Origin of the sequence: Streptococcus intermedius SK54 = ATCC 27335 (assembly GCF_000413475.1) — a bacterium.
In the GTDB taxonomy this organism is placed as follows: Bacteria; Bacillota; Bacilli; order Lactobacillales; family Streptococcaceae; genus Streptococcus; species Streptococcus intermedius.
This window is the reverse complement of record NZ_ATFK01000001.1, coordinates 220,243-239,753: the sequence shown is the minus strand read 5'-3', so window position 1 is coordinate 239,753 and position 19,511 is coordinate 220,243. Positions and strand designations below refer to the sequence as shown.

At 40.0% G+C, this 19,511-nt stretch carries 24 protein-coding genes; 3 read left to right on the top strand and 21 right to left on the bottom strand.

The window, feature by feature from the left end; genetic code table 11:
* Positions 1-312: 312 nt before the first annotated feature.
* Both HMPREF1654_RS01210 and HMPREF1654_RS01205 read right to left on the bottom strand, forming a co-directional pair.
* Entirely contained in the window at positions 313-2,610 is a 2,298-nt protein-coding gene (locus tag HMPREF1654_RS01210) for a DNA translocase FtsK (protein ID WP_004233916.1), read from the bottom strand.
* Positions 2,611-2,699: 89 nt separating this feature from the next.
* Positions 2,700-2,909 (bottom strand): PspC domain-containing protein, encoded by a 210-nt coding sequence (locus HMPREF1654_RS01205; protein WP_004233735.1) that lies wholly within the window; start codon positions 2,907-2,909, stop codon positions 2,700-2,702.
* A gap of 520 nt (positions 2,910-3,429) precedes the next feature.
* Between HMPREF1654_RS01205 and HMPREF1654_RS01200 the strand changes: the two genes are divergently transcribed.
* Both HMPREF1654_RS01200 and HMPREF1654_RS01195 read left to right on the top strand, forming a co-directional pair.
* Positions 3,430-4,233 carry a peptidylprolyl isomerase gene (locus tag HMPREF1654_RS01200; protein WP_004233764.1) on the top strand — a complete coding sequence of 268 codons (804 nt, stop codon included), beginning with the start codon at positions 3,430-3,432 and terminating at the stop codon, positions 4,231-4,233.
* Positions 4,234-4,268: 35 nt separating this feature from the next.
* On the top strand, positions 4,269-4,505 hold the full coding sequence (locus tag HMPREF1654_RS01195) for a zinc-ribbon domain-containing protein (RefSeq protein WP_016670356.1): 237 nt from the start codon (positions 4,269-4,271) through the stop codon (positions 4,503-4,505).
* Positions 4,506-4,559: 54 nt separating this feature from the next.
* Here the strand turns inward: HMPREF1654_RS01195 and abc-f are convergent, their stop codons facing one another.
* The 12 genes from abc-f to HMPREF1654_RS01140 form a co-directional block, all read right to left on the bottom strand.
* On the bottom strand, positions 4,560-6,101 hold the full coding sequence (gene abc-f, locus HMPREF1654_RS01190; RefSeq protein WP_004233946.1) for a ribosomal protection-like ABC-F family protein: 1,542 nt from the start codon (positions 6,099-6,101) through the stop codon (positions 4,560-4,562).
* A 111-nt stretch (positions 6,102-6,212) separates the two neighbouring features.
* Positions 6,213-6,521, bottom strand: coding sequence for a YjgN family protein (locus tag HMPREF1654_RS01185; protein ID WP_004234025.1), 309 nt, complete (start codon positions 6,519-6,521; stop codon positions 6,213-6,215).
* A 17-nt stretch (positions 6,522-6,538) separates the two neighbouring features.
* The gene (locus HMPREF1654_RS01180; RefSeq protein ID WP_004233812.1) at positions 6,539-7,231 is read right to left on the bottom strand and encodes a 5'-methylthioadenosine/adenosylhomocysteine nucleosidase; all 693 of its coding nucleotides are present in this window, start codon (positions 7,229-7,231) and stop codon (positions 6,539-6,541) included.
* A 53-nt stretch (positions 7,232-7,284) separates the two neighbouring features.
* The gene (gene macP, locus HMPREF1654_RS01175) at positions 7,285-7,593 is read right to left on the bottom strand and encodes a cell wall synthase accessory phosphoprotein MacP (protein WP_004233748.1); all 309 of its coding nucleotides are present in this window, start codon (positions 7,591-7,593) and stop codon (positions 7,285-7,287) included.
* Positions 7,594-7,602: 9 nt separating this feature from the next.
* Positions 7,603-8,154, bottom strand: coding sequence for an NUDIX hydrolase (locus HMPREF1654_RS01170; RefSeq protein ID WP_004233934.1), 552 nt, complete (start codon positions 8,152-8,154; stop codon positions 7,603-7,605).
* Positions 8,155-8,162: 8 nt separating this feature from the next.
* Entirely contained in the window at positions 8,163-9,542 is a 1,380-nt protein-coding gene (gene glmU, locus HMPREF1654_RS01165) for a bifunctional UDP-N-acetylglucosamine diphosphorylase/glucosamine-1-phosphate N-acetyltransferase GlmU (protein WP_004233988.1), read from the bottom strand.
* Between the two features lie 84 nt (positions 9,543-9,626).
* The gene (locus tag HMPREF1654_RS01160; protein ID WP_004233870.1) at positions 9,627-10,076 is read right to left on the bottom strand and encodes an ASCH domain-containing protein; all 450 of its coding nucleotides are present in this window, start codon (positions 10,074-10,076) and stop codon (positions 9,627-9,629) included.
* Positions 10,077-10,114: 38 nt separating this feature from the next.
* Positions 10,115-10,273, bottom strand: coding sequence for a hypothetical protein (locus tag HMPREF1654_RS10000; protein WP_004233882.1), 159 nt, complete (start codon positions 10,271-10,273; stop codon positions 10,115-10,117).
* Positions 10,274-10,282: 9 nt separating this feature from the next.
* Complete coding sequence (locus HMPREF1654_RS01155; RefSeq protein WP_004233746.1) at positions 10,283-10,615, bottom strand: DUF7716 domain-containing protein; 333 nt, start codon at positions 10,613-10,615, stop codon at positions 10,283-10,285.
* The gene (locus tag HMPREF1654_RS01150) at positions 10,612-11,349 is read right to left on the bottom strand and encodes a GNAT family N-acetyltransferase (protein WP_004233929.1); all 738 of its coding nucleotides are present in this window, start codon (positions 11,347-11,349) and stop codon (positions 10,612-10,614) included. Before HMPREF1654_RS01150 ends, HMPREF1654_RS01155 begins: the two co-directional genes overlap by 4 nt.
* A 20-nt stretch (positions 11,350-11,369) precedes the next feature.
* Entirely contained in the window at positions 11,370-12,068 is a 699-nt protein-coding gene (locus HMPREF1654_RS01145; protein WP_014829597.1) for a 3-oxoacyl-ACP reductase, read from the bottom strand.
* Positions 12,061-12,297 carry a DUF2829 domain-containing protein gene (locus HMPREF1654_RS01140; RefSeq protein WP_003073423.1) on the bottom strand — a complete coding sequence of 79 codons (237 nt, stop codon included), beginning with the start codon at positions 12,295-12,297 and terminating at the stop codon, positions 12,061-12,063. The genes HMPREF1654_RS01145 and HMPREF1654_RS01140 overlap by 8 nt, the downstream gene beginning before the upstream one ends.
* 194 nt (positions 12,298-12,491) lie before the next feature.
* On the opposite strand from HMPREF1654_RS01140, the gene HMPREF1654_RS01135 reads away from it, so the two are divergent.
* A complete protein-coding gene (locus HMPREF1654_RS01135) occupies positions 12,492-12,695 on the top strand; it encodes a cold-shock protein (RefSeq protein ID WP_003069970.1) in 204 nt (67 codons plus the stop codon).
* Positions 12,696-12,840: 145 nt separating this feature from the next.
* Here the strand turns inward: HMPREF1654_RS01135 and HMPREF1654_RS01130 are convergent, their stop codons facing one another.
* The 7 genes from HMPREF1654_RS01130 to HMPREF1654_RS10280 all read right to left on the bottom strand — a co-directional run bounded on the left by HMPREF1654_RS01130 (position 12,841) and on the right by HMPREF1654_RS10280 (position 19,023).
* On the bottom strand, positions 12,841-13,479 hold the full coding sequence (locus tag HMPREF1654_RS01130) for an RpiB/LacA/LacB family sugar-phosphate isomerase (RefSeq protein ID WP_004233743.1): 639 nt from the start codon (positions 13,477-13,479) through the stop codon (positions 12,841-12,843).
* Entirely contained in the window at positions 13,476-13,937 is a 462-nt protein-coding gene (locus tag HMPREF1654_RS01125) for a GNAT family N-acetyltransferase (protein ID WP_004233937.1), read from the bottom strand. Before HMPREF1654_RS01125 ends, HMPREF1654_RS01130 begins: the two co-directional genes overlap by 4 nt.
* 12 nt (positions 13,938-13,949) lie before the next feature.
* Positions 13,950-14,378 carry a GNAT family N-acetyltransferase gene (locus tag HMPREF1654_RS01120; RefSeq protein WP_003078125.1) on the bottom strand — a complete coding sequence of 143 codons (429 nt, stop codon included), beginning with the start codon at positions 14,376-14,378 and terminating at the stop codon, positions 13,950-13,952.
* A 68-nt stretch (positions 14,379-14,446) separates the two neighbouring features.
* A complete protein-coding gene (locus HMPREF1654_RS01115) occupies positions 14,447-15,835 on the bottom strand; it encodes an APC family permease (RefSeq protein ID WP_004233991.1) in 1,389 nt (462 codons plus the stop codon).
* A 171-nt stretch (positions 15,836-16,006) separates the two neighbouring features.
* The gene (locus HMPREF1654_RS01110; protein ID WP_004233790.1) at positions 16,007-17,995 is read right to left on the bottom strand and encodes an ABC transporter permease; all 1,989 of its coding nucleotides are present in this window, start codon (positions 17,993-17,995) and stop codon (positions 16,007-16,009) included.
* The gene (locus HMPREF1654_RS01105; protein WP_014829593.1) at positions 17,988-18,755 is read right to left on the bottom strand and encodes an ABC transporter ATP-binding protein; all 768 of its coding nucleotides are present in this window, start codon (positions 18,753-18,755) and stop codon (positions 17,988-17,990) included. Before HMPREF1654_RS01105 ends, HMPREF1654_RS01110 begins: the two co-directional genes overlap by 8 nt.
* 139 nt (positions 18,756-18,894) lie before the next feature.
* Positions 18,895-19,023, bottom strand: coding sequence for a hypothetical protein (locus HMPREF1654_RS10280; protein WP_003073439.1), 129 nt, complete (start codon positions 19,021-19,023; stop codon positions 18,895-18,897).
* Positions 19,024-19,511 lie beyond the last annotated feature (488 nt).

Below are 19,511 nucleotides of genomic sequence, written 5' to 3'. Positions count from 1 at the left end.
TCAAAAAGTCCGGTTTAAGTCATAGAAAACTTACAGAATTGAAAAATGTGAGATTTTCCATACCTTTTCTACAAAACTTTCAAAATAAAACAGCTACAGAAAAAGAGGCTGGGACAAAAGCCCTTAACCTCGTCAGATTTTTATGAGTTTCTTGCAAGTCGCAGTGGTTGAGTGGGTTCTATGCGGTTGATAAATCAACCTTTACAGCCCTACTCAACTGTGCGGGGGTGGGACTACAAAATCAAATTTCTTCGAAATTACCGATTTTTGTCCCACTCCCAAGGATGTTATATTTTTTAGACAGCACCTATTTTAGTTATTCAATAAAACTTTTCTGGGTTTGGTGCCTTCTGCAGGACCAATAACGCCCGCTGCTTCCAACTCTTCCATGAGTCGGGTTGCTCGATTGAAACCGACAGATAAGCGACGTTGGAGCATTGATGCACTCGCTTTTTGAGTTTCAATCACCAAAGCTCTGGCTTCTTCAAAGAGAGGATCTCCTCCATCATCGCCACTGCCAGACTCCATATCGCTTTCAGATACTTCGCCCGGATCAAAGCTATCATCGTAGTCAGCTTCCGCTTGATTCTTGACAAAGGTAACGATTCGCTCCACATCTTCATCTGAGATAAAGGAGCCCTGCAGTCGAATCGGATGATTTTCATCAATAGGCTTAAAGAGCATATCCCCACGGCCCAAAAGCTTTTCTGCTCCATTCTCATCGAGAATAGTTCGGCTGTCTGTTCCACTAGAGACCGCAAAAGCAATCCGAGACGGAACATTAGCCTTAATCAGACCGGAAATAACATCTACAGATGGACGCTGAGTTGCCAGAATCATGTGAATCCCAGCTGCCCGCGCCTTTTGCCCTAAACGAATAATAGCATCTTCCACTTCCTTACTAGCCACCATCATAAGGTCAGCCAGCTCATCTACGATGACAACGATTAAAGGTAGGGGAACCTGCTTGTACTCTGACTGGGAATTGTACTCGGCTACCTTAGCATTATACCCAGCAATATTACGAGCACCGACCTTAGAGAAGAGTTCATAACGATTTTCCATCTCGTCTACAACCTTCTGTAACGCACGACTAGCCTTTCGAGGATTGGTCACGACAGGGATGAGCAAGTGAGGGATATCGTTATAAACAGACAACTCCACCATCTTAGGATCAACCATCATGAACTTGACCTCATCCGGTCTGGCCTTCATGAGAATGCTCGCAATAATACCATTAACTGCAACAGATTTCCCAGATCCAGTAGAGCCCGCTACTAACAAATGAGGCATCTTTGCCAAGTCAAATGTACGAACAGATCCATTGACAGCTTTCCCCAATGGAATTTCAAGCAATTTCTTGTCATCTGTCTTAGACTGCTCCCAGAGTTCTCGGAAAGTCACAGTCGCAACTTCAGAGTTAGGTACTTCAATTCCGACTAGGGATTTTCCAGGAATCGGCGCTTCAATCCGTACATCCTTAGCAGCTAGAGCTAGAGCTAAGTCATCCGCCAGATTGGAAATCCGATTAACCCGTACTCCAACAGCTGGTTTGACCTCATACTTGGTGACGGAAGGTCCGATTTCAGCCCGCTCAACAGTAGCTTTTATCCCAAAGCTGGCAAATGTCTCTTCCAAAATCTTGATATTGTCTCGGACAATACGCTTTTCCTTGGACTGGTTTTTAGGCTTGTCAGGCGCAAAGAGGTTGATGGTCGGCAGCTTGTAGTCCAGACTTTCCTTGGCGGTAAAATCCACTTCAACGTCTACGTCTGCTTCCGCCATCTCCTCATCGTGGCCGAAGTCCAGAGGTTCATGAGGGTCATATTCTCCCAATTCATCATAGTCTGCCTCGTCAAAGTCCACAGGTAAGTGTGACAAGTCCTCATCATCTAAAATCTCTCCCGTTTCAGAATCCACTTCAGCTTCTTCTTGCTCTACCTGAATAGCATTCATTGCATCTTGCACAGCTTTTTCTTCTTTTTCTACAAATCGTTGCTGGCGCTTGGCTTCTCGCTTTTCACTCCAGACGTGATAAGTATCACTTAATTTTTCAAAAATATCATAAATCGAATATGGACTGATTAAAAGAATCCCTAACAATATCAGAAGAGCACCAATAAAGTAGGAACCCATACTTGAAAACAAAAAAGCCACTGGAGTATAAAGAACCACTCCTAATAAACCACCGCCAGCAAAAGCACTTACTTTAAATGAGCTTAAATCCGTTAAAATTCGTGATAAGGTTGTACTTAGAACCTGTCCTTTTAAACTTAAAACATTTACAAAATAAGCTTGGAATATGAGCAACAAACCGATAAAAATACTGAAAAAGCCTGATTTATACCCTTCGTGCTTATTAACCCATTTAAAAAAGAAAAGATAAATGAGACTGGCTATAATAGCGATATAGGCTAAACTTCCCACCAATAATCGAATAAGATTGTAAAGGGTGATTCCAACAGCTCCCCATTTTAATGCTGCAAAAAGAAGTAAAAAAGCAATTCCAAAAGTTACTAACATCCTCCGAATAGCTTTCTGACGTTCTAATTCTGCTTTTGTAGGTCGTCTTGTTGTCCGACCTTTCTTACTATTTTTCTTATTTGCCATAAACTTTATTATATCACAAATCACACACTAATCCAATGCAAGAAAAAAAGTAGAAGTTCAATCTGCTTCCACTTTTTAAACAACATTGTCTACTTCCAAATCACTTCATCATCTACATCATTCTTTGGCAAGACGAACCATAAAATCAAATAAGGAATAAAGCCAATTCCATATACTAAAAATGCTATTCCCCAGATTAGGCGTACAATGGTAGGATCAATGTCGAAATAATTTGCTACTCCTGCGCATACACCTGCAATTTTCTTATTTCGCACATCTCTTGTCAATCGTTTAGTCATCTCTGTTCCTCCTTTTATAGATGTATTATAACATAAAATTTTTACCATTAAATAATTTAATAAAGAATTTCTATGAATCAATTATCAAAAGTTCAGCCATCAACAAAATTAGAAATCTTATTTTTGAAATTGACTTAAAATAAAGCGAAAGATTGGTTCGACAAAATAAAATTCAAGGGCAATGCGGTTATGAATCCAGGGATATCTCCTACTGCTAGATAAGCCCATAAAAAGTGGCCTACAACAGATAGCATCATGCTACACATGAGGACTGTCAAAAATAATAATTCCTTAAAATTCTTTGGCATTAAATGCTCTATCCTTTGTTAATAAACGTTATTGTAGCACAAAAATTTTTTCTCGTAAGAAAATGTTTTCGTATCTTCAGGCACTAGCTATTTTTAGACAAAAAAGTAAGTCAATAGTAACTTGCAGGTCGTACAGAGACATCTCAAAGGGTTTGAAAAAGACTTTTATTTATAGTAAAATGTGAATAACTCAATATTCAGAAAGGATACCTATGAAAAAATTACTTATCTTAAGTCTCACTGCGGGGTTATTTTTGACAGGTTGCACTAGTTTACAAAGAGCTATTAAAGGAAATGATTATGTAGATTCCAGTCTTGCTTCCGAATCCAGCTCAAAAGCGACTAAAAAACAAAAAGAAAAACAAAAAGCGGCTCTAACAGATAAAAATGCTCATTTCCCACAGTTATCTGACAAGGTGGCTGAAGATGAAGCAGAAGTAAAGATGACAACTACAGAAGGCGTTATTTCCATGAAGCTCTTTCCAAAATATGCGCCACTTGCGGTAGAAAATTTCTTAACACATGCTAAAGAAGGTTATTATAATGGCGTGACTTTCCATCGTGTCATTAAGGATTTCATGATTCAAACAGGAGATCCTAAAGGAGATGGGACAGGTGGTGAGTCTATTTGGAAAGGAAAAAATTCTAACATTGATTCTGGCAGCGGCTTTAAAACAGAGATTTCATCTTATCTCTACAATATTCGTGGCGCATTAGCTATGGCACGCTCTTCCAATCCAAATTCCAACGGTAGTCAATTCTTCATCAATCAAAATACTAAGGATAGTTCCAATCAACTTTCCAGTGAAACATATCCTCAAAAAATCATTGAAGCCTATCAAAAAGGTGGAAACCCAAGTTTAGACGGAAACTACACCGTCTTTGGTCAAGTCGTTTCTGGTATGGATGTCGTTGATAAAATTGCTGCCACTGAAACCGGCGAAAATGACAAACCCAAAAAAGAAATCAAAATTGAGAAAATCGAGATTATCAAGGACTATGATTTCAAAAAATAAGCTTGCGGTCCAAGTAATAAAGGAGGGAAATCAATATGATTATCTGGGGATATAAAGGTTATCAGAAAAACGTAGGCCAGACCCAAAGCAATATCGAGTGTGCTAACTGCCACAATGTCGCACCTTGGAACATTATTGAAACGGGCCGAAAGTTTACACTCTATTGGATTCCTACCTTTTCTTACAGTAAAAAACATTACCTCACCTGCCCTATCTGCCAGCACGGCAAACAGATTGAGAAGCAGGAAATCGAACAGTTTTTGAATTATTGATAGCAGAAAGAGACGATTCGCAATGAATCGTCTCTTTGCTTCTGCTTCATTTGATCAAGTCAACTGGTTAAAATCCCAGATCTGGTCCATCCAGCCTTCATAGAAATCAGGCTCGTGGCAGACCATGAGAATGCTGCCCTTGTATTCTTTCAGAGCTCGTTTGAGCTCTTCCTTGGCATCGACATCCAGGTGATTGGTTGGTTCGTCCAGCACTAGAACATTATTTTCTCGGTTCATGAGGAGGCAAAGGCGAACCTTGGCCTGCTCCCCACCTGAAAGAACTTGGATCTGGCTCTCGATGTGCTTGGAAGTCAGACCACATCTGGCCAGAGCTGCTCGAACTTCTACCTGATTAAGAGCTGGGAAGGCGTTCCAGACTGCTTCGAGCGGTGTCTGACGATTGCCGCCCTCTACTTCCTGCTCGAAATAGCCCAGCTCTAGATAGTCCCCACGCTCAACCTGACCTGCAATAGGCGGGATAATACCCAGCAGGCTCTTGAGCAGGGTTGTTTTTCCAATCCCATTTGCCCCAATAATCGCCACCTTCTGATTGCGCTCAAAAGTCAGGTTAAGGGGGTGGGTTAGCGGACGATCATATCCAATCTGCAAATCCTTGGCTTGGAAGATAAAACGGCCAGGTGTACGGGCAGGCTTGAAGTCAAAGGAAGGCTTAGGCTTCTCACTCTGCAGCTCAATAATGTCCATCTTATCCAGTTTTTTCTGGCGGGACATAGCCATATTACGAGTCGCCACTCGGGCTTTGTTGCGAGCCACAAAGTCCTTAAGGTCCGCAATTTCCTTCTGCTGGCGCTCGTAAGCTGCTTCCAACTGAGATTTTTTCATCTCATAGACTTCCTGGAACTGATAGTAGTCTCCAGAATAACGAGTCAAGTGCTGATTTTCCACATGGTAGACGATATTGATCACATCATTCAAGAAAGGAATATCATGCGAGATCAGAACAAAGGCATTTTCATAGTTCTGTAGGTAGCGCTTAAGCCAGTCAATATGCTCAGCGTCCAGATAGTTGGTTGGCTCGTCCAAGAGCAGGATATCTGGTTTTTCCAGAAGAAGCTTAGCTAAGAGAACCTTGGTGCGCTGCCCACCAGATAGCTCTGTCACATCACTCTCCATGCCGTAGTCCATAACACCCAAAGCCCGTGCAACTTCGTCAATCTTGGCATCTAGAGTATAGAAATCACGGCTTTCCAAGCGATCCTGTAGCTCGCCCACTTCTTCCATAAGGACATCAACATCTGCCCCTTCCTCGGCCATGCTCATATAAATTTCATTGATACGGGCCTCAGTTTTGAAAAGCTCGTCAAAAGCTGTGCGCAAGACATCGCGGACAGACTGGCCTTGCTCCAACACAGCATGCTGATCCAGATAGCCAGCAGTCACATATTTAGACCACTCAACCTTACCCTCGTCCGGTAGCATTTTCCCTGTCACAATGCTCATAAAGGTTGACTTCCCCTCACCATTAGCACCAACCAAGCCGATATGCTCACCCTTGAGTAGACGGAAGGATACATCCTCAAAAATAGCCCTGTCACCAAAACCGTGGCTGAGATTTTTTACTTCTAAAATACTCATCTTTTCTCCTCTATCATTGATTGCAGTTCCTTGATTATACCATCAAAAGGGATTTTTTGGCAAGACAGAAGAAAAGGAAAAGCGAGCCACTTAAGTCTCGCTTGCTTGTTCTCAATTCGCATGATGCGTATGCTTGGTAATCCACTGGGTCAGTTTGATATTAAGCCAAAAACCATAAATACCAAAAGTAATAAGCGTCAAGAGCCACCACTTAATCCAATTTCCAAAAAGCTGTATTGCAGTACCGTCAAAATAGAGACGGTGCCCGTCAATAACTGTATGTTTCACCTTCCAATTATACAGAATACACATGCCCCAAGGTGCACAGATACCTAACGTCAAAACTGTAATCAAGATAGCTAAAATAGCATGACCAATGTAAGAAAATAGACCACCATCAAAATAAGACTCTTTGTACATAATATCTCCTCCTCTATCTAAACCAACTCTTTCAGAAACTGAATCAGTGTTTCTGCAGAACGTTTACCAGCTTCAAGAATGAACTCATCAAAAGTGACATTAGCATCATGGCTAGCTGTGTCGCTCATAGCCCGAATAACCATAAAAGGCAGACCAATCGAGTGAGTAGCTTGGGCAATAGCTGCGCCTTCCATCTCGACAGCCAAGACATCTGGAAAATGCTCCTTGATGCAATCAATCTTATCTTGACCAGCAACAAAGCTGTCACCTGTCGCAATCAAACCTACTCTTGCATTTTGATGGGTTTTTTCCAAAACTTTCTTCATTTCAGCAACCAGATAGCGACTAGCTTCAAAATAAAGCGGCTGCCGTGCCATCTGGCCATAATCATATCCAAAGGCCGTCACATCCACATCATGATAAACCAGACGATTTGCGACTACCACATCGCCAATAGCCAGGCCTTCTGCCACTGCTCCAGCTGATCCTGTATTAATCACAGCTGTAACCTTGAAGTCATTGACTAAAACAGCCACACTCATAGCGGACATGACCTTGCCAATCCCGCTTTCGACCAACACCACTTCATGACGACCGATAGAACCTGTATGATAGACATGACCCAACCGTAAGTATTTTTCGGCATTTTCCAAATGCTCCAATAAAATCTTTAGCTCCTCAGGCATAGCCGCAATAATTCCAATTTTCATGTTTTCCTCTCGTTCTATCATAAAAAAAGCGAAAGTCTAAGCTTCTCGCTTTTTTATAGCCAAATAATAGCAGCAATCAAAGCAATCAAAAGTAGGACAATCCAAAATAAAATTTTGTTTAATTTCGCTTGAAATACTCCACGTTTTGCATTTTCAATCCGTCGGCTTTTGGTCACTGTTGGTTCCACATTAATTTGTAGTGTATCTTGATTGAAGCTACTATTTAGAGAGGAATAACCAAACTGGCTTCTAGTCGTTTTTAAAATTTTGGTTTCTTCCTCATCATGCAAAGGTGGACCTGAAATATCTTCACCACGATTTGCCCTTTCAATCATTTCATCTGTTAATAAAGGTCTTCCCATGAGCATCCCCTATCTTCGATTTGTTTTCATTTCCCAATACTGGAGTGCAATGATGGTTTTGGCGTCACAAATATCACCACTAGCAAGGAGCGCTTTCGCTTCTTCCAAGGTCACTTCATAGAGTTCTAACGTCTCGTCCTCATCTTGTGGACGAGGATTTTCAACTTTTGTCAAATGGCTAGCGCTATAAAGTCTGATTCGCTCATTGCAAAAGCCAATCGCCGAATAGAAATCATAGAGCAGTTCCAATTCACCTGTATAGCCGGTCTCTTCTTCCAATTCACGCAAAGCAGCAGCTTTAGGATCCGCATTTTCACCGACTTCTAACTTGCCTGCCGGAATTTCATAAGAGGTTGCTTCAATAGCTTTGCGGTACTGCTTGACCAAAATCATTTTATTTTCTGATGTTAATGCAATAACTGCCACAGCTCCATTATGAAAAATCAAATCACGATAAGCTGTACCTTTCCCAGCTGGTAGCTGAACTTTATCTTTGACAAGGTTAAAAATAGGGCCTTGATAAATTTCTGTTCGTTTTAGCGTTTTTTCTTCAAAATCCATAGCCGTTCCTACTTATTATCTGGATGATGTGGCAAGCGTTTTGCGTATTCATCTTTGTTAATTTGACGACCACGTCCGATGGCAATAGCGTCTGCTGGTACATCCTTAGTAATGGTTGAGCCTGCACCGACAAGAGAATTGTCTCCAAGCTCCACTGGCGCAATAATAGTCGAATTAGAACCTACAAAAACATTATTTCCAATGACTGTCTTAAATTTCTGCTGTCCATCATAATTCACTGTAATCGTTCCAGCACCAAAATTAACATTCGCTCCCACTTCAGAATTTCCAATATAGGTCAAGTGTCCAGCTTTGGTATTTTCACCGATAGAAGACCCTTTCACTTCAACGAAATTTCCTACATGTACATTTTTAGCAAGACGTGAATCTGGACGGACATGAGCGTAAGGTCCTACCGTTACACCATCTGCAACTGTAGACTCCTCAATCATCGAATTTGTAATCACAGTTTGTTCTCCGATAATAGAGTCAACAATATACGTACCGTTTGTCAAAATGCTGCCTGCACCAATTTTCGTTGTTCCTTTCAAGGTAACATTGGCTTCAATTTGGACTTCTGGTTCAATTTCTACATCTACATCAATATAAGTCCCTTCTGGATTAACAAAACTAACACCATTTAGCATGTGAGCTTGATTGATGCGCCGATGCATAATGCCTTCTGCTGTTGCCAACGCTATGCGGTCATTAACTCCCAGACTTTCATCAAAATCCTTCAGAGTATAAGCACCGACTTTTTCACCATTTTCACGGAAAATACTGATTACATCTGTGATGTAGTATTCTCCTTGCGCATTATTGGTATTGATATTTTTCAATGCTTCAAAGAGACGAGCATTATCAAAAACGTAAGTTCCTGTATTGATTTCCTTGATTTGTTTTTCAAAATCCGAAGCATCTTTTTGCTCCACAATTTTGAGTACTTCTTCATGCTGATTACGGACAATCCGACCATAACCAAATGGATTTTCCGCTTCTGCTGTCAAAATCGTTGCAACATTCTTATGATTGATATGAAAGTCAATCAGATTTTTCAGGCTCTCTCCTGTAATCAAAGGAGTGTCTCCTGCAATCACTAATGTTTGTCCTGCCAGTCCTTTCAGTGCAGGCTCTGCCATCATAACTGCATGACCAGTTCCCAACTGCTCGGTCTGACGGACAAATTCTGTCTGACCTGCTAATACTTGCTCAACCATTTCTGCTTTGTGCCCAACCACCGTCACAGTCTTTCCTGGTGTAATAGCAGCAACGCTTCTAAATACATGTTCTAACATGGAAATTCCAGCAACTTTGTGGAGCACTTTTGGTAGATCTGATTTCATACGAGTGCCTTTTCCAGCTGCTAAAATAATTGCATAGTTTGTCATAATTGTTCCTTTTATCAAAATAAATTTATTTTATTATAGCATTTTTTATATCATTTGTTAAGATTCTCTCTGCAGCGCTTTAATCTATGTCTTCGATAGTGGATAAACCTTGTGAAATTCTTCTAAGACAACACCCGTTTCTTGGGAAAATTCCAAACCGGCTTCCGCCAGACACTCCGTGAAAAATTCCTGATGGACTTGCTGCCAGTAGGCCAAGGATTTATCTCCTTCTCCTTCCTTAAAGGCGTGTTCGGCTGAAACCTTATTAAAAGGCAGCACAGAGACTTTGGTGATTTCAATTATACATACTGCCCTATCCTGACTGTCTAAAATGACATCAAAGCTTCCTGCCTGCGGCAAGGGCTCATTTTCAAGCTTATAGAGCTCATAGGCCGAAGCTGTCGCTGTCTTTTCACCACGAAGCACTAAGTCGGCAAGCTCATCTGCCAAGGCACCAAAGGCCCAGGCATCAATCTCATCGCCAATCTCTGGATTGATTTTCTTATATGCCTGCCACATTTCTTTTGGGGTCATAATTGTTCCTGCCTTTCTAAGTTAAAAATTATTACTTATTAGGAAATCTCTTCTTCCGACTGGGTAAGGCGTTCGTATCTCAAACTAGTAAAAGTCAAAATAGAGATATGGCTACAATAGTCTAACAGTAACTCACTTTCCTCTGCCATAAATTTTTCTATATTTCCTAATATCATTAATCCTTTTATAAAAGCCATACGTTTTCCTCATTCAAAATCTAAAAAATCATCATGCTCATAATAGTAAAGCAGAGCCTGTAAGCACTCTTCATCAGTCGCTTCTACTTTCTGGCCCATGACTGACAAGAGAACATCCGCAAAATCTTCACCATAATAAATCAACTCCAGTTCTTGCTCCCTTACCTGTGTAGGGTAAACATCCTTATCATCCACCACTTGAGGATAATCAGCAAGCAAGTAGCTAGTCTGAAAATTCAGTTCTCCATTTTCCTTAGCATACAAACAGAAATCATCATCTAGCTCTTCCGATTTTACAGCCTCAATGATGTCTTTTAAGAAATAGGTTTGGTTTTTCTTCATTGGTCAAAAGTCCCTTTCCATTCATAAGCCGGATAAGCTCCTAGGCACTGATAGCCCAAGCTTTCTGCGACCTTCTTGGAAGCTTCATTGTGCGCATCCCAGAGAGGAAAGAGTGAGCGTTTTTGAGCTTCTAAAATCATCTGGGCACCCAAGATTTTGGCCAAGCCCTGCCTTTGGTAGGCTGGCTTGGTAGCAATTTCAATCTCAAGGGCTCCATGATAGACCAATCCTGTCGATACAGCGGCGATTATTTCTTCTCCTGAACAGAGTAGAAAGCCAAAACCACCCGCTGCTTGAAACTGTTTAAAATCAGCAAAGTCACCCTGTAAATCCTGGGACCAAACTTCCTCAGCTAGACGCTCATATCTCGTCTCATCCATCAGAAAAAGTTGGCAGTTTGCTGGTATCCTGCTCTGCCATTTCTCCAACGTCTCTGTGTCAAAGTCGGCCCTCTCCGCAAAAGCATAGCGAGTAAACCGATGCAGCTCACTCTGGCTATCCAAGAACTCCTGCCAACTAGGCTCCTCGGAGACAATAACCTTGTCAGCCAATCTGTATTTAGTGCTATAATCCTGCCAAAAATCCGAATCCGCCTGACCAGCCGGAAAGATGAAATTTCCTAATTGGTATAGGCAGGCTGTCTCAGATTCGTTCATGAAGAGCTTTCCTAGGCCAGCATCCAAGCCGTAAACAACCATGTTTTTAGACCAAGAGTAAAAATACTTAGTCTTCATTGCTTTCACCTTTGATTTCCTCACTTCAAACTCCAGCCACCGTCGATTTTGAGAATCTCACCCTGCATAGCAGCTGCCTTGCCACTGGCTAGAAAAAGGGTGACATCAGCCACTTCTTGAGGATCTAACCAGCGCTTGATCGGCGTTTCTTCAGCAACCCAATCTGCTAAGCCACCTGGTTCAAAATCTGCCGCAGTCATCTTGGTTTTGACTGCTCCCGGTGCAATTCCAAAAATCTGAATTCCTGCTTCAGCATAATCAAGTGCTAATTGCTTGGTAAATCCTGCTAAAGCATGCTTAGAAGAGGTATAAGCATGCCCGCCACCACCAGCTAAACTCGATGCGATAGAGCACATATTGATAATGATGCCTGAGTTTTTCTTCAACATCTGTGTCAGATAATAACGTGTTAATTCTACTGGTGTCACATAGTTAATCTCAAAAATTTCTTGGATTTCTTGAGCAGTCTGCTCCAGTAAAGGTTTATAATCATCTAGTACTCCAGCTGTATTGCAGAGGACATCCACTTGCGGGCACCAGTTAAAAACTGACTGAAGCGTCAGCGTTAAATCTTGTTGAAGAAAATGAAAATCTCCTGTCAGGTTTGGTTCTTTAGACTGGTCTACACCATAGACGCGCCAGCCATTTTCCAAAAAGAGCTGTGCCTGTGCTCGTCCAATCCCTGAACTGACTCCCGTCACCAATACTGTCTTAGTCATGAACTTCCACCCAGTCATCTGCTAAGACATCACAAGGAGTTGGGCTCCACATGGAAAAGCCTTCCCCTTCGCCTGACACGTTGATAAGAAAGTACGGAGTCACATCAAGTATCACTCCATTTTGTTCAATGCTGTCAAAAAGCTGGATGTAGTTCTCTGCACCACCCCAACCAGTACGAACGTATTTCTTCTTAGCTTTCAGACCTGGTAAAATTTCTTCAAATGTCATTATCTTATACCTCTTTCTTCTTTTCATATAACTAGTATAGCAAAATATGATGTCCTACGCTGTTTTTTCCTTGCCTTTTGCTGCTACTTTTGCTAGACTAGCAAGAGTAAATGAATTTTGAGTAAGTATTTTTGTTTTTCATCTTTACTTTTTCTATTTTTTACACAATCTTTTAGAGAAAGGAAGTAAGATGTATGACACAAGGTACAGTAAAATGGTTCAATGCTGAAAAAGGCTATGGTTTTATTTCACAGGACAATGGACCAGACGTTTTTGCTCACTTTTCAGCGATTCAATCCGACGGATTCAAATCACTGAATGAAGGTGACAAAGTAATGTTTAACATTGAAGAAGGTCAGCGTGGTCTTCAAGCAGTCAATATTACAACATTAGCATAAAACAAGACAAGACTGGAAATCCCAGTCTTTTTATTGTTTTAAAATGACGTTATAATGTCAAGCTCAATTTTTACCATAAACAATCAAAATTGCAAAGATAATGAAATGTGTAGGAACATCTACTTAGTGCCTCCGCTTTTCCATTTCACTTTTTACCTATTTTTGCTTTCAGAAAACGGATGAACTCTTCATTGGTTCCATTCGTTATAATAGCATTCATCACTATCTTTCTTTGCAACAATTTAGTGAAAGTATCAGTTGGAAGTTGTTCTACTAATTCTTCCCAACTTCGTTTCGTCAACTGATTCAGGTCCTTTAGGGCACTTGCTTCCAACCGTTTTCTTTCCGCTTCATTTTCAGGATAACCCATACCAAACTCGCCATCAAATAATTTATCCAATGTATATTGTAGGTTCAATTCTCCTTGCCAACCAAAATTTAACCCTAATGGCAGGGAAGCAACATTTCCTCCATTGATTCGTCCAAAGAGGAAAGCATCTTGTGGGGTCTCTATATAGCCACACAAAAGACCCGGTAAACTATTACAGGCAAGCATCATACCTTGACCTGAAGAGCAACCTGTTACAACAAAATCCACTGCTCCACTTTCTATTAAGAGACTAATCATCATCGCTATCTCAACATAAGAATACTGCTCGTTCTCCTCCTCAAAAATACCAAAATTCAGCACTTCGTCAGACGATTGGACTGCTTTTTTTACAGATTCAAATAGCAGCGAATTCATATTTCTTCGAGTGGTTCCTTGTATAACCGCAACTCTCATTTCAACTCCTTTTCCATTTTGACAAAAAGGTAACTATCGCCATTGCTTTCCTGAGGCTTCCGCCCAATCACGTTGAAGCCACAGCGAAGATAGAGCTTTTGAGCTCTTTGATTAAAATCTGCAACTGAGAGAGTCAGGATTTTTGCTGAAAGATTTTCCTCGATAAAACGCAAAATGATTTGTAAAAACTCTTTGCCTTGACCTTTGCCGCAATACTCTGGCTTCATGCCTAAACCTAGCTCCTGCTTGTCCTTGTCAACTGGAAAAAGGCAAAAAAAGCCATATAATTCATCATTTTTGAGAACCTGATAATAGTGATTACCACGCGCTTCAGGAGATAAAATTTCTTCATAATCCTCAGGATCCGCTTGCATATCATAAAAAGCATAGATTCCTTCGTAATGCCAATGATTCGCAATTTCTTCTGCATTGCTTTGACTTAATGGTTCAATCTTCATAGATATCATTTCTCAAAATTCCCAATAAAAACGTTTCTGATCAGCTTTTTCCTCACAACCCAATTTTCGATAAAACTCATGAGCCTTCATTCGTGAAATACCAGAGTTTATTCGAATACCTGTGTAACCCGCTGCCACACCCTCTTCACGAATGGCCTGCATCAAAGCTTTGCCATATCCCTGACCTTGAAAATCTTTGTTAACTGCTAATGCCAACAGGTTGAGTAAAGGCGGAAAATAGAGACAATCATAGCTAGCTGCATGGGCATAGCCAATCACTTGTCCAGCTGGATTTTTGGCTACTAAAATAATCTGTTCTGGCTGCTGCAAAACTCGTGCTAATTGAGCTTTCGTTGCTCCAACATCATAATTGTAACCCAAGATCTCCAAGTTGATTTTTTGGATAGCTGCTGCATCTGACAATTTTGCATGACAAATCATCAAAACACCTCATTTCTGCTTCTATTATATCAAAAAACAGCCTAGCCGGCTGTCTGGATTAAAACTCATCAATTGATTTCCGAATGGTGGTAGCCATAGATAAAATAGATTATCGTTCCGACTAGTAAAGCAAGCCCAAATGCTAGCCAAGTGTCAGAGCCATATTGGCTCATGAAAGACAGGCAGATAATAATCGATAAGATAGGCGTCAACGGTACCAAAGGAGTTTTAAATTCCCCTGCTTGAGGAAGTCCTTTGTCCTTTCGAAGCTTCAGAATAGCAACTGCCAACAACATCAAATAAGCCAATGTACAGATATTCAAAAAGGAGGCAATACTTGCTAAAGGAAACATCCCCGCACAAACTGCTGCAGCTATTCCAACCAAAATCGTAGCATTTTTCGGAACTCGGCTAGTAGCAGTTAATTTTCTAAAGGACTTTGGCAGCAAACCATCACGCGCAATACTATAAATCATGCGTGACAGAGCATAGGTCATGGAAATGCAGACAGTAATCAACGTCAAAATAGCCACTACCGACACATAATTAGCCGCCCAGCTAAACCCCACACTACGAAGGGCGAAAGCGACTGCATCGGCTACATCTAACTGGCTGTAGTGAACAATCCCTGTCAAAACCAATGTCACTAATATATAAAGAACTGTTACAATGGATAGAGACAACACAATCCCTCGTGGAACATTTTTTTGTGGCTCCTTTATCTCGTCCACCGCCATAGATATGGACTCAAAACCCAAAAAAGCAAAGAACATCAGAGAAGCACCAGCCATAATACCAACTTCACCACCATACAGTTTACCAAACCCAAATGGAGCAAAATGAGACCAATTTTCAGGCTTAATAAAGAAGATTCCTGCCAGAATAAAAAGAGCAAGTGCCGAGAACTTCAAAACAACCAAAGCAGAATTAAACCGCAAAGCTGCTTTAGAATTTAACAGCACCACGCCAGTTACAAATACCAAAACAAGTATCGGCAGTAAATCTATATAAGTCCCCGCCTGCGGATTAAAGGTTCCGTTGAGCATTTTGGGCATACTCAAACCAAATCCATTCAGCAAACCTTTCAAATAGGATGCCCAACCAGATGCCACGCTAGATACAGCTGTCATAAATTCCATAATGGTCAGCCAGCCTACTATCCAAGCTGGAAACTCACCTAAAACAGCATAAAGATAACTATAAGCACCCCCATTTGCAGGAATCCTCGACGCAAATTCTGCATAAAAGAAAGCAGATATACTCACGCAAAGAGCAGAAATAATAATCGAAACAACTAAAGCAGGACCAGCTAATGTGGCAGCTGCCGTTCCAGTAATCGTAAAAATCCCCGTCCCTACCATAGCGCCAATTCCTAACAAAATCAAATCCAACAATCGTAAATGACGATGCATGCCAGTCCGATCTCGACTAACATCTTTTTTTCTAAATATACCCATCCCAAACTCCAATTTCCTAGATTGAATTATTCTACCATAAAAGCAACTAAAAAGGAATCCGACAGACTATTTTTTATGAAGGAAATTAAAACAGGAGTAAGATTTAACTTACTCCTGTTTTAATTACTATATCAATAACATTTTTCATTATGCTTATCACTAATCTCCAACTTACATCGACACAATCTTTCGATAACTGCGTGATGTGATGAGAAAGACAAGTACATAGACGATAAAGAAGATAGTACAAACACTAAGCGTAACAGTTAGCATTAATGATGCATTCAACACACCTAAAACTTTCAACATGAGACTCAGCATATGATAAGCAAATGCCAGATGCACAAAAGCGAAAGCAAGCGGTAAGAAGAACACAGTCAAAATTTGTTTGCGAATGGTGCGCTTGGTCTGCTTTTCATCTAATCCTACCTTTTGTAAAATTACAAAGCGGTCTCGGTCTTCATACCCTTCTGAAATCTGTTTGTAGTAGATTACCAAAACCGTTCCCAGCATAAAGACAATTGAAAGGAAAATACCAATAAAGAAAACGCCACCTAACATACTCATAATTTCCTGCACACCTTGGATTCTTGTATAACCATACACACCGGCATTATCGAGGAACGTCGTATTGAACTGTTTCAGCTTCTTCTGGTAAGCTGTATCCAAATCGCCCTTTTTCTTATTAGAAGCCCTGATATTCAAGCCGCCATATAATTCTGTATTAATCGTGTAATGTTGCTTTTGGGAATCCACCAATTTTTGTGGGTCATTGACCACCATAAAAAGTGACTGAGGGATAATGATATTATACTGATCTGTAATGTTTCCAAGAACAAAGTCCTCTTTTAAAAGTTCTTTAACTATCAATTCTTGCCCGTTCAGCTTAAGAGGCTGAGTTTGCCTGATAGAGATTCCTTTTGCAAAGATTACTGTCTCATTATCTTTTAAATTCAATGTTTTGCCCGTCATTTTCCGATAATCATCAGCTGAAAACAGCAGAATATAAGCCTGTGGAGAAACTCGTGTTTCACCTTTTGGATAAATATCAAGCTGATTGCCCTTTTGATTTTTAATTCCCATCGAATAATATTGATAAGCATTTTTCTTAGTGACTGTTAAATGATTCTCTTTTGCAAATTCTGTCAATGCCTGATCCAATTGAGCAGCTGACACCCCCTTCCCCTTTATCGTATAATCTTGGGGATACATCACGCTTTTAAGATAACCAGCACCTGCATAAATATTGACACCTCCAGCCAAGGTGACCAAAACCATCGTTGAAAGAATCGCAATCGTTGCCAATCCCACTGCATTTTTCTTCATCCGAAAAATCAAATTGGACACAGAAATCATATTATTAGGTTGATAATAATACCGTTTATTTTTCTGAAGCAACCGTAAAAATACTGTAACTCCTGCATTGAACAGCAGATAAGTCCCTAAAATAACAAAGAGAACAGCTATAAAAAATATACCAATTGCTGTCAATGGATTTTTGACACTCAGAGCTAGGTAATAAGCATAGCCTAAAGAAATCGATCCAATAATCGTTTGAATCAGAAGAAATCGTCCTTTTCTTTCACCGCTATTCTTTTCCTTAGCCAATTGCAAAGCATTAAAACGTAGAATCCTCAAACCGTTGACAAGCACCAAGCCCGCAAAAATAACGCCATAGATGACAACAACTGAAATAAGAACTAACCATTGAAACGTGGATACTAAGACAACTTTTAACCCCATCAATTTCAGTAAAAAGGCATAAATCAGTTTATCAAATACAATACCAAATCCAAGACCAATCGTGACAGTCGTCGCTCCTAAAATCAATAACTCAATGAACACCATGGTAAAGAGATGACGTTTATTAAGCCCTAGCATTCCATAAAGACCTAGCTCTTTCGAACGATTTTTCATGACGAAGCTATTAGCATAAAAAACGATAATCGCTGCAGCAATCGTCACAATAATTACTCCAAGAGCCAAGACAAATGAAATAGAACTTGCCCCCTGCATTTTTTGTAAATGAGGATTAAACGTTAAAGAATTAAAAATATATGAAATAGCGACGACTAAACAAGTTGCCAACGCAAATGGATAGTATAATCTACGATTTTTCACTAGGTTAGAAACCGCTAATTTTCCCGCTAATCTAAGCACCTTGATTCACCTCGCTTGCCATGATCGTTAAGGTATCAGAAATCTCTTGGAACATCTGCCGCTCCGTCTTATCGCCTCGGAAAATTTGGTTATACAAAATACCATCCTTGATGAACAGTACGCGCTTAGCACGACTTGCCGCCGAAGTCGAATGTGTTACCATAAGAATCGTCTGTCCGCGGTCATTGATGTCATCAAAGACATCTAAAAGCGCCGCAGAAGACTTAGAATCCAACGCTCCAGTTGGTTCATCTGCTAACAGAATTTCTGGATTACTGATAATAGCACGTGCTACTGCCACCCGTTGTTTTTGACCACCTGAGATTTCATAGGGAAATTTTTCTTGCAGTTGGTTAATTCCCAATTCGTTACAAATTGTGACCAGCTTTTGCATCATTTCCGTGATGGGACGGCGCGATAGGACGAGTGGCAAGAGAATATTGTCCTTGACTGACAGTGTGTCTAACAAGTTAAAATCTTGAAAGACGAAACCTAATTTCTCCCGACGGAAGCTAGAAGCTTGACTGTTTTTAATCGTCGCTGTATCAGTACCGTTGAGAAAGACACGTCCTTCAGTTGGCTTATCCAGCATGGCTAGAATGTTGAGTAAGGTAGATTTTCCAGACCCAGACTCACCCATAATCGCTACATAATCACCCTCATCTACTGTAAAATGAATATCCTTCAGTGCTTCCACTTGATTTCCTTGAAAGCGTGTTTTATAAATTTTCTTTACATGTTGTACATCCAATAATGTCATCGTTTGCTCCTCACAATTTTTATATATCTATCATACTGAAAAGAACAGTAAGTTTCCATACTTTAACCTTTCATTTTTTATTTTAATCTTACATTTTTGTAAGATTACCTGAAACTGCGTTTATATCAATAAATGTATCTTAATGATTATATTGTAACCAGAAATAATATTGACTAGATGCGCAGCCAAGTTTTGTTTTTTCAATATCCTCTTTTGTAATTTTTTCTGTCTTAGAGATGGATGCTTGCTTAAATAACATTGTTTTCATGCTGTTTCTCCTTTATTTTCTTTACATTTATATGATACAAAAATCGCAAAGCATCTACCATAACATAATCTTTCATTTAGGCTCTAAAAGCTTACATTTTTGTAAGAAAAATTTGAATCTAGACTCCAATCCAATTACTGCATTTGAGATTCGTACAAACACATTGACACCCTACTTTTCAAAAATTTATTTTCGCATTGTTTCTTCTGATAAGATGGAGTATTCAATACACAGTTCAAAATACGATCCCAGTCATGAACTCACTAATACAATCATCAAGCTATACAAATATACGAGCTTAAAGCCTGCTCTTTGAAATCTCTTTAAACCTCGTTTCCATCTTAAAATTTTCTTAGCTTTATCTGACATCAATAGCTCTTCCGTAAAAATTATCCTTAAATCTATTCACATAAAAATTTGATCAATACTTGAAATTCATTCAGCAAATATGATATAGTTATTTAAAAATCTATTTGATTTTCAAACTT

What these genes read in the sequence shown, in the direction of transcription:
- HMPREF1654_RS01135 (WP_003069970.1), top strand. Translation starts at nt 12,492, where the DNA reads ATGACACAAGGTACAGTAAAATGGTTCAATGCTGAAAAAGGCTATGGT.
- HMPREF1654_RS01130 (WP_004233743.1), bottom strand. Translation starts at nt 13,479, where the DNA reads ATGAGAGTTGCGGTTATACAAGGAACCACTCGAAGAAATATGAATTCG.
- HMPREF1654_RS01120 (WP_003078125.1), bottom strand. Translation starts at nt 14,378, where the DNA reads ATGATTTGTCATGCAAAATTGTCAGATGCAGCAGCTATCCAAAAAATC.
- HMPREF1654_RS01140 (WP_003073423.1), bottom strand. Translation starts at nt 12,297, where the DNA reads ATGACATTTGAAGAAATTTTACCAGGTCTGAAAGCTAAGAAGAAATAC.
- HMPREF1654_RS01195 (WP_016670356.1), top strand. Translation starts at nt 4,269, where the DNA reads ATGATTATCTGGGGATATAAAGGTTATCAGAAAAACGTAGGCCAGACC.
- glmU (WP_004233988.1), bottom strand. Translation starts at nt 9,542, where the DNA reads ATGACAAACTATGCAATTATTTTAGCAGCTGGAAAAGGCACTCGTATG.
- HMPREF1654_RS01200 (WP_004233764.1), top strand. Translation starts at nt 3,430, where the DNA reads ATGAAAAAATTACTTATCTTAAGTCTCACTGCGGGGTTATTTTTGACA.
- HMPREF1654_RS01145 (WP_014829597.1), bottom strand. Translation starts at nt 12,068, where the DNA reads ATGACTAAGACAGTATTGGTGACGGGAGTCAGTTCAGGGATTGGACGA.
- HMPREF1654_RS01210 (WP_004233916.1), bottom strand. Translation starts at nt 2,610, where the DNA reads ATGGCAAATAAGAAAAATAGTAAGAAAGGTCGGACAACAAGACGACCT.
- HMPREF1654_RS01105 (WP_014829593.1), bottom strand. Translation starts at nt 18,755, where the DNA reads ATGACATTATTGGATGTACAACATGTAAAGAAAATTTATAAAACACGC.
- HMPREF1654_RS01150 (WP_004233929.1), bottom strand. Translation starts at nt 11,349, where the DNA reads ATGAAGACTAAGTATTTTTACTCTTGGTCTAAAAACATGGTTGTTTAC.
- HMPREF1654_RS01185 (WP_004234025.1), bottom strand. Translation starts at nt 6,521, where the DNA reads ATGTACAAAGAGTCTTATTTTGATGGTGGTCTATTTTCTTACATTGGT.
- HMPREF1654_RS01170 (WP_004233934.1), bottom strand. Translation starts at nt 8,154, where the DNA reads ATGGATTTTGAAGAAAAAACGCTAAAACGAACAGAAATTTATCAAGGC.
- HMPREF1654_RS01155 (WP_004233746.1), bottom strand. Translation starts at nt 10,615, where the DNA reads ATGAAGAAAAACCAAACCTATTTCTTAAAAGACATCATTGAGGCTGTA.
- HMPREF1654_RS10280 (WP_003073439.1), bottom strand. Translation starts at nt 19,023, where the DNA reads ATGAAAACAATGTTATTTAAGCAAGCATCCATCTCTAAGACAGAAAAA.
- HMPREF1654_RS01180 (WP_004233812.1), bottom strand. Translation starts at nt 7,231, where the DNA reads ATGAAAATTGGAATTATTGCGGCTATGCCTGAGGAGCTAAAGATTTTA.
- HMPREF1654_RS10000 (WP_004233882.1), bottom strand. Translation starts at nt 10,273, where the DNA reads ATGGCTTTTATAAAAGGATTAATGATATTAGGAAATATAGAAAAATTT.
- abc-f (WP_004233946.1), bottom strand. Translation starts at nt 6,101, where the DNA reads ATGAGTATTTTAGAAGTAAAAAATCTCAGCCACGGTTTTGGTGACAGG.
- macP (WP_004233748.1), bottom strand. Translation starts at nt 7,593, where the DNA reads ATGGGAAGACCTTTATTAACAGATGAAATGATTGAAAGGGCAAATCGT.
- HMPREF1654_RS01125 (WP_004233937.1), bottom strand. Translation starts at nt 13,937, where the DNA reads ATGAAGATTGAACCATTAAGTCAAAGCAATGCAGAAGAAATTGCGAAT.
- HMPREF1654_RS01160 (WP_004233870.1), bottom strand. Translation starts at nt 10,076, where the DNA reads ATGACCCCAAAAGAAATGTGGCAGGCATATAAGAAAATCAATCCAGAG.
- HMPREF1654_RS01115 (WP_004233991.1), bottom strand. Translation starts at nt 15,835, where the DNA reads ATGGGTATATTTAGAAAAAAAGATGTTAGTCGAGATCGGACTGGCATG.
- HMPREF1654_RS01205 (WP_004233735.1), bottom strand. Translation starts at nt 2,909, where the DNA reads ATGACTAAACGATTGACAAGAGATGTGCGAAATAAGAAAATTGCAGGT.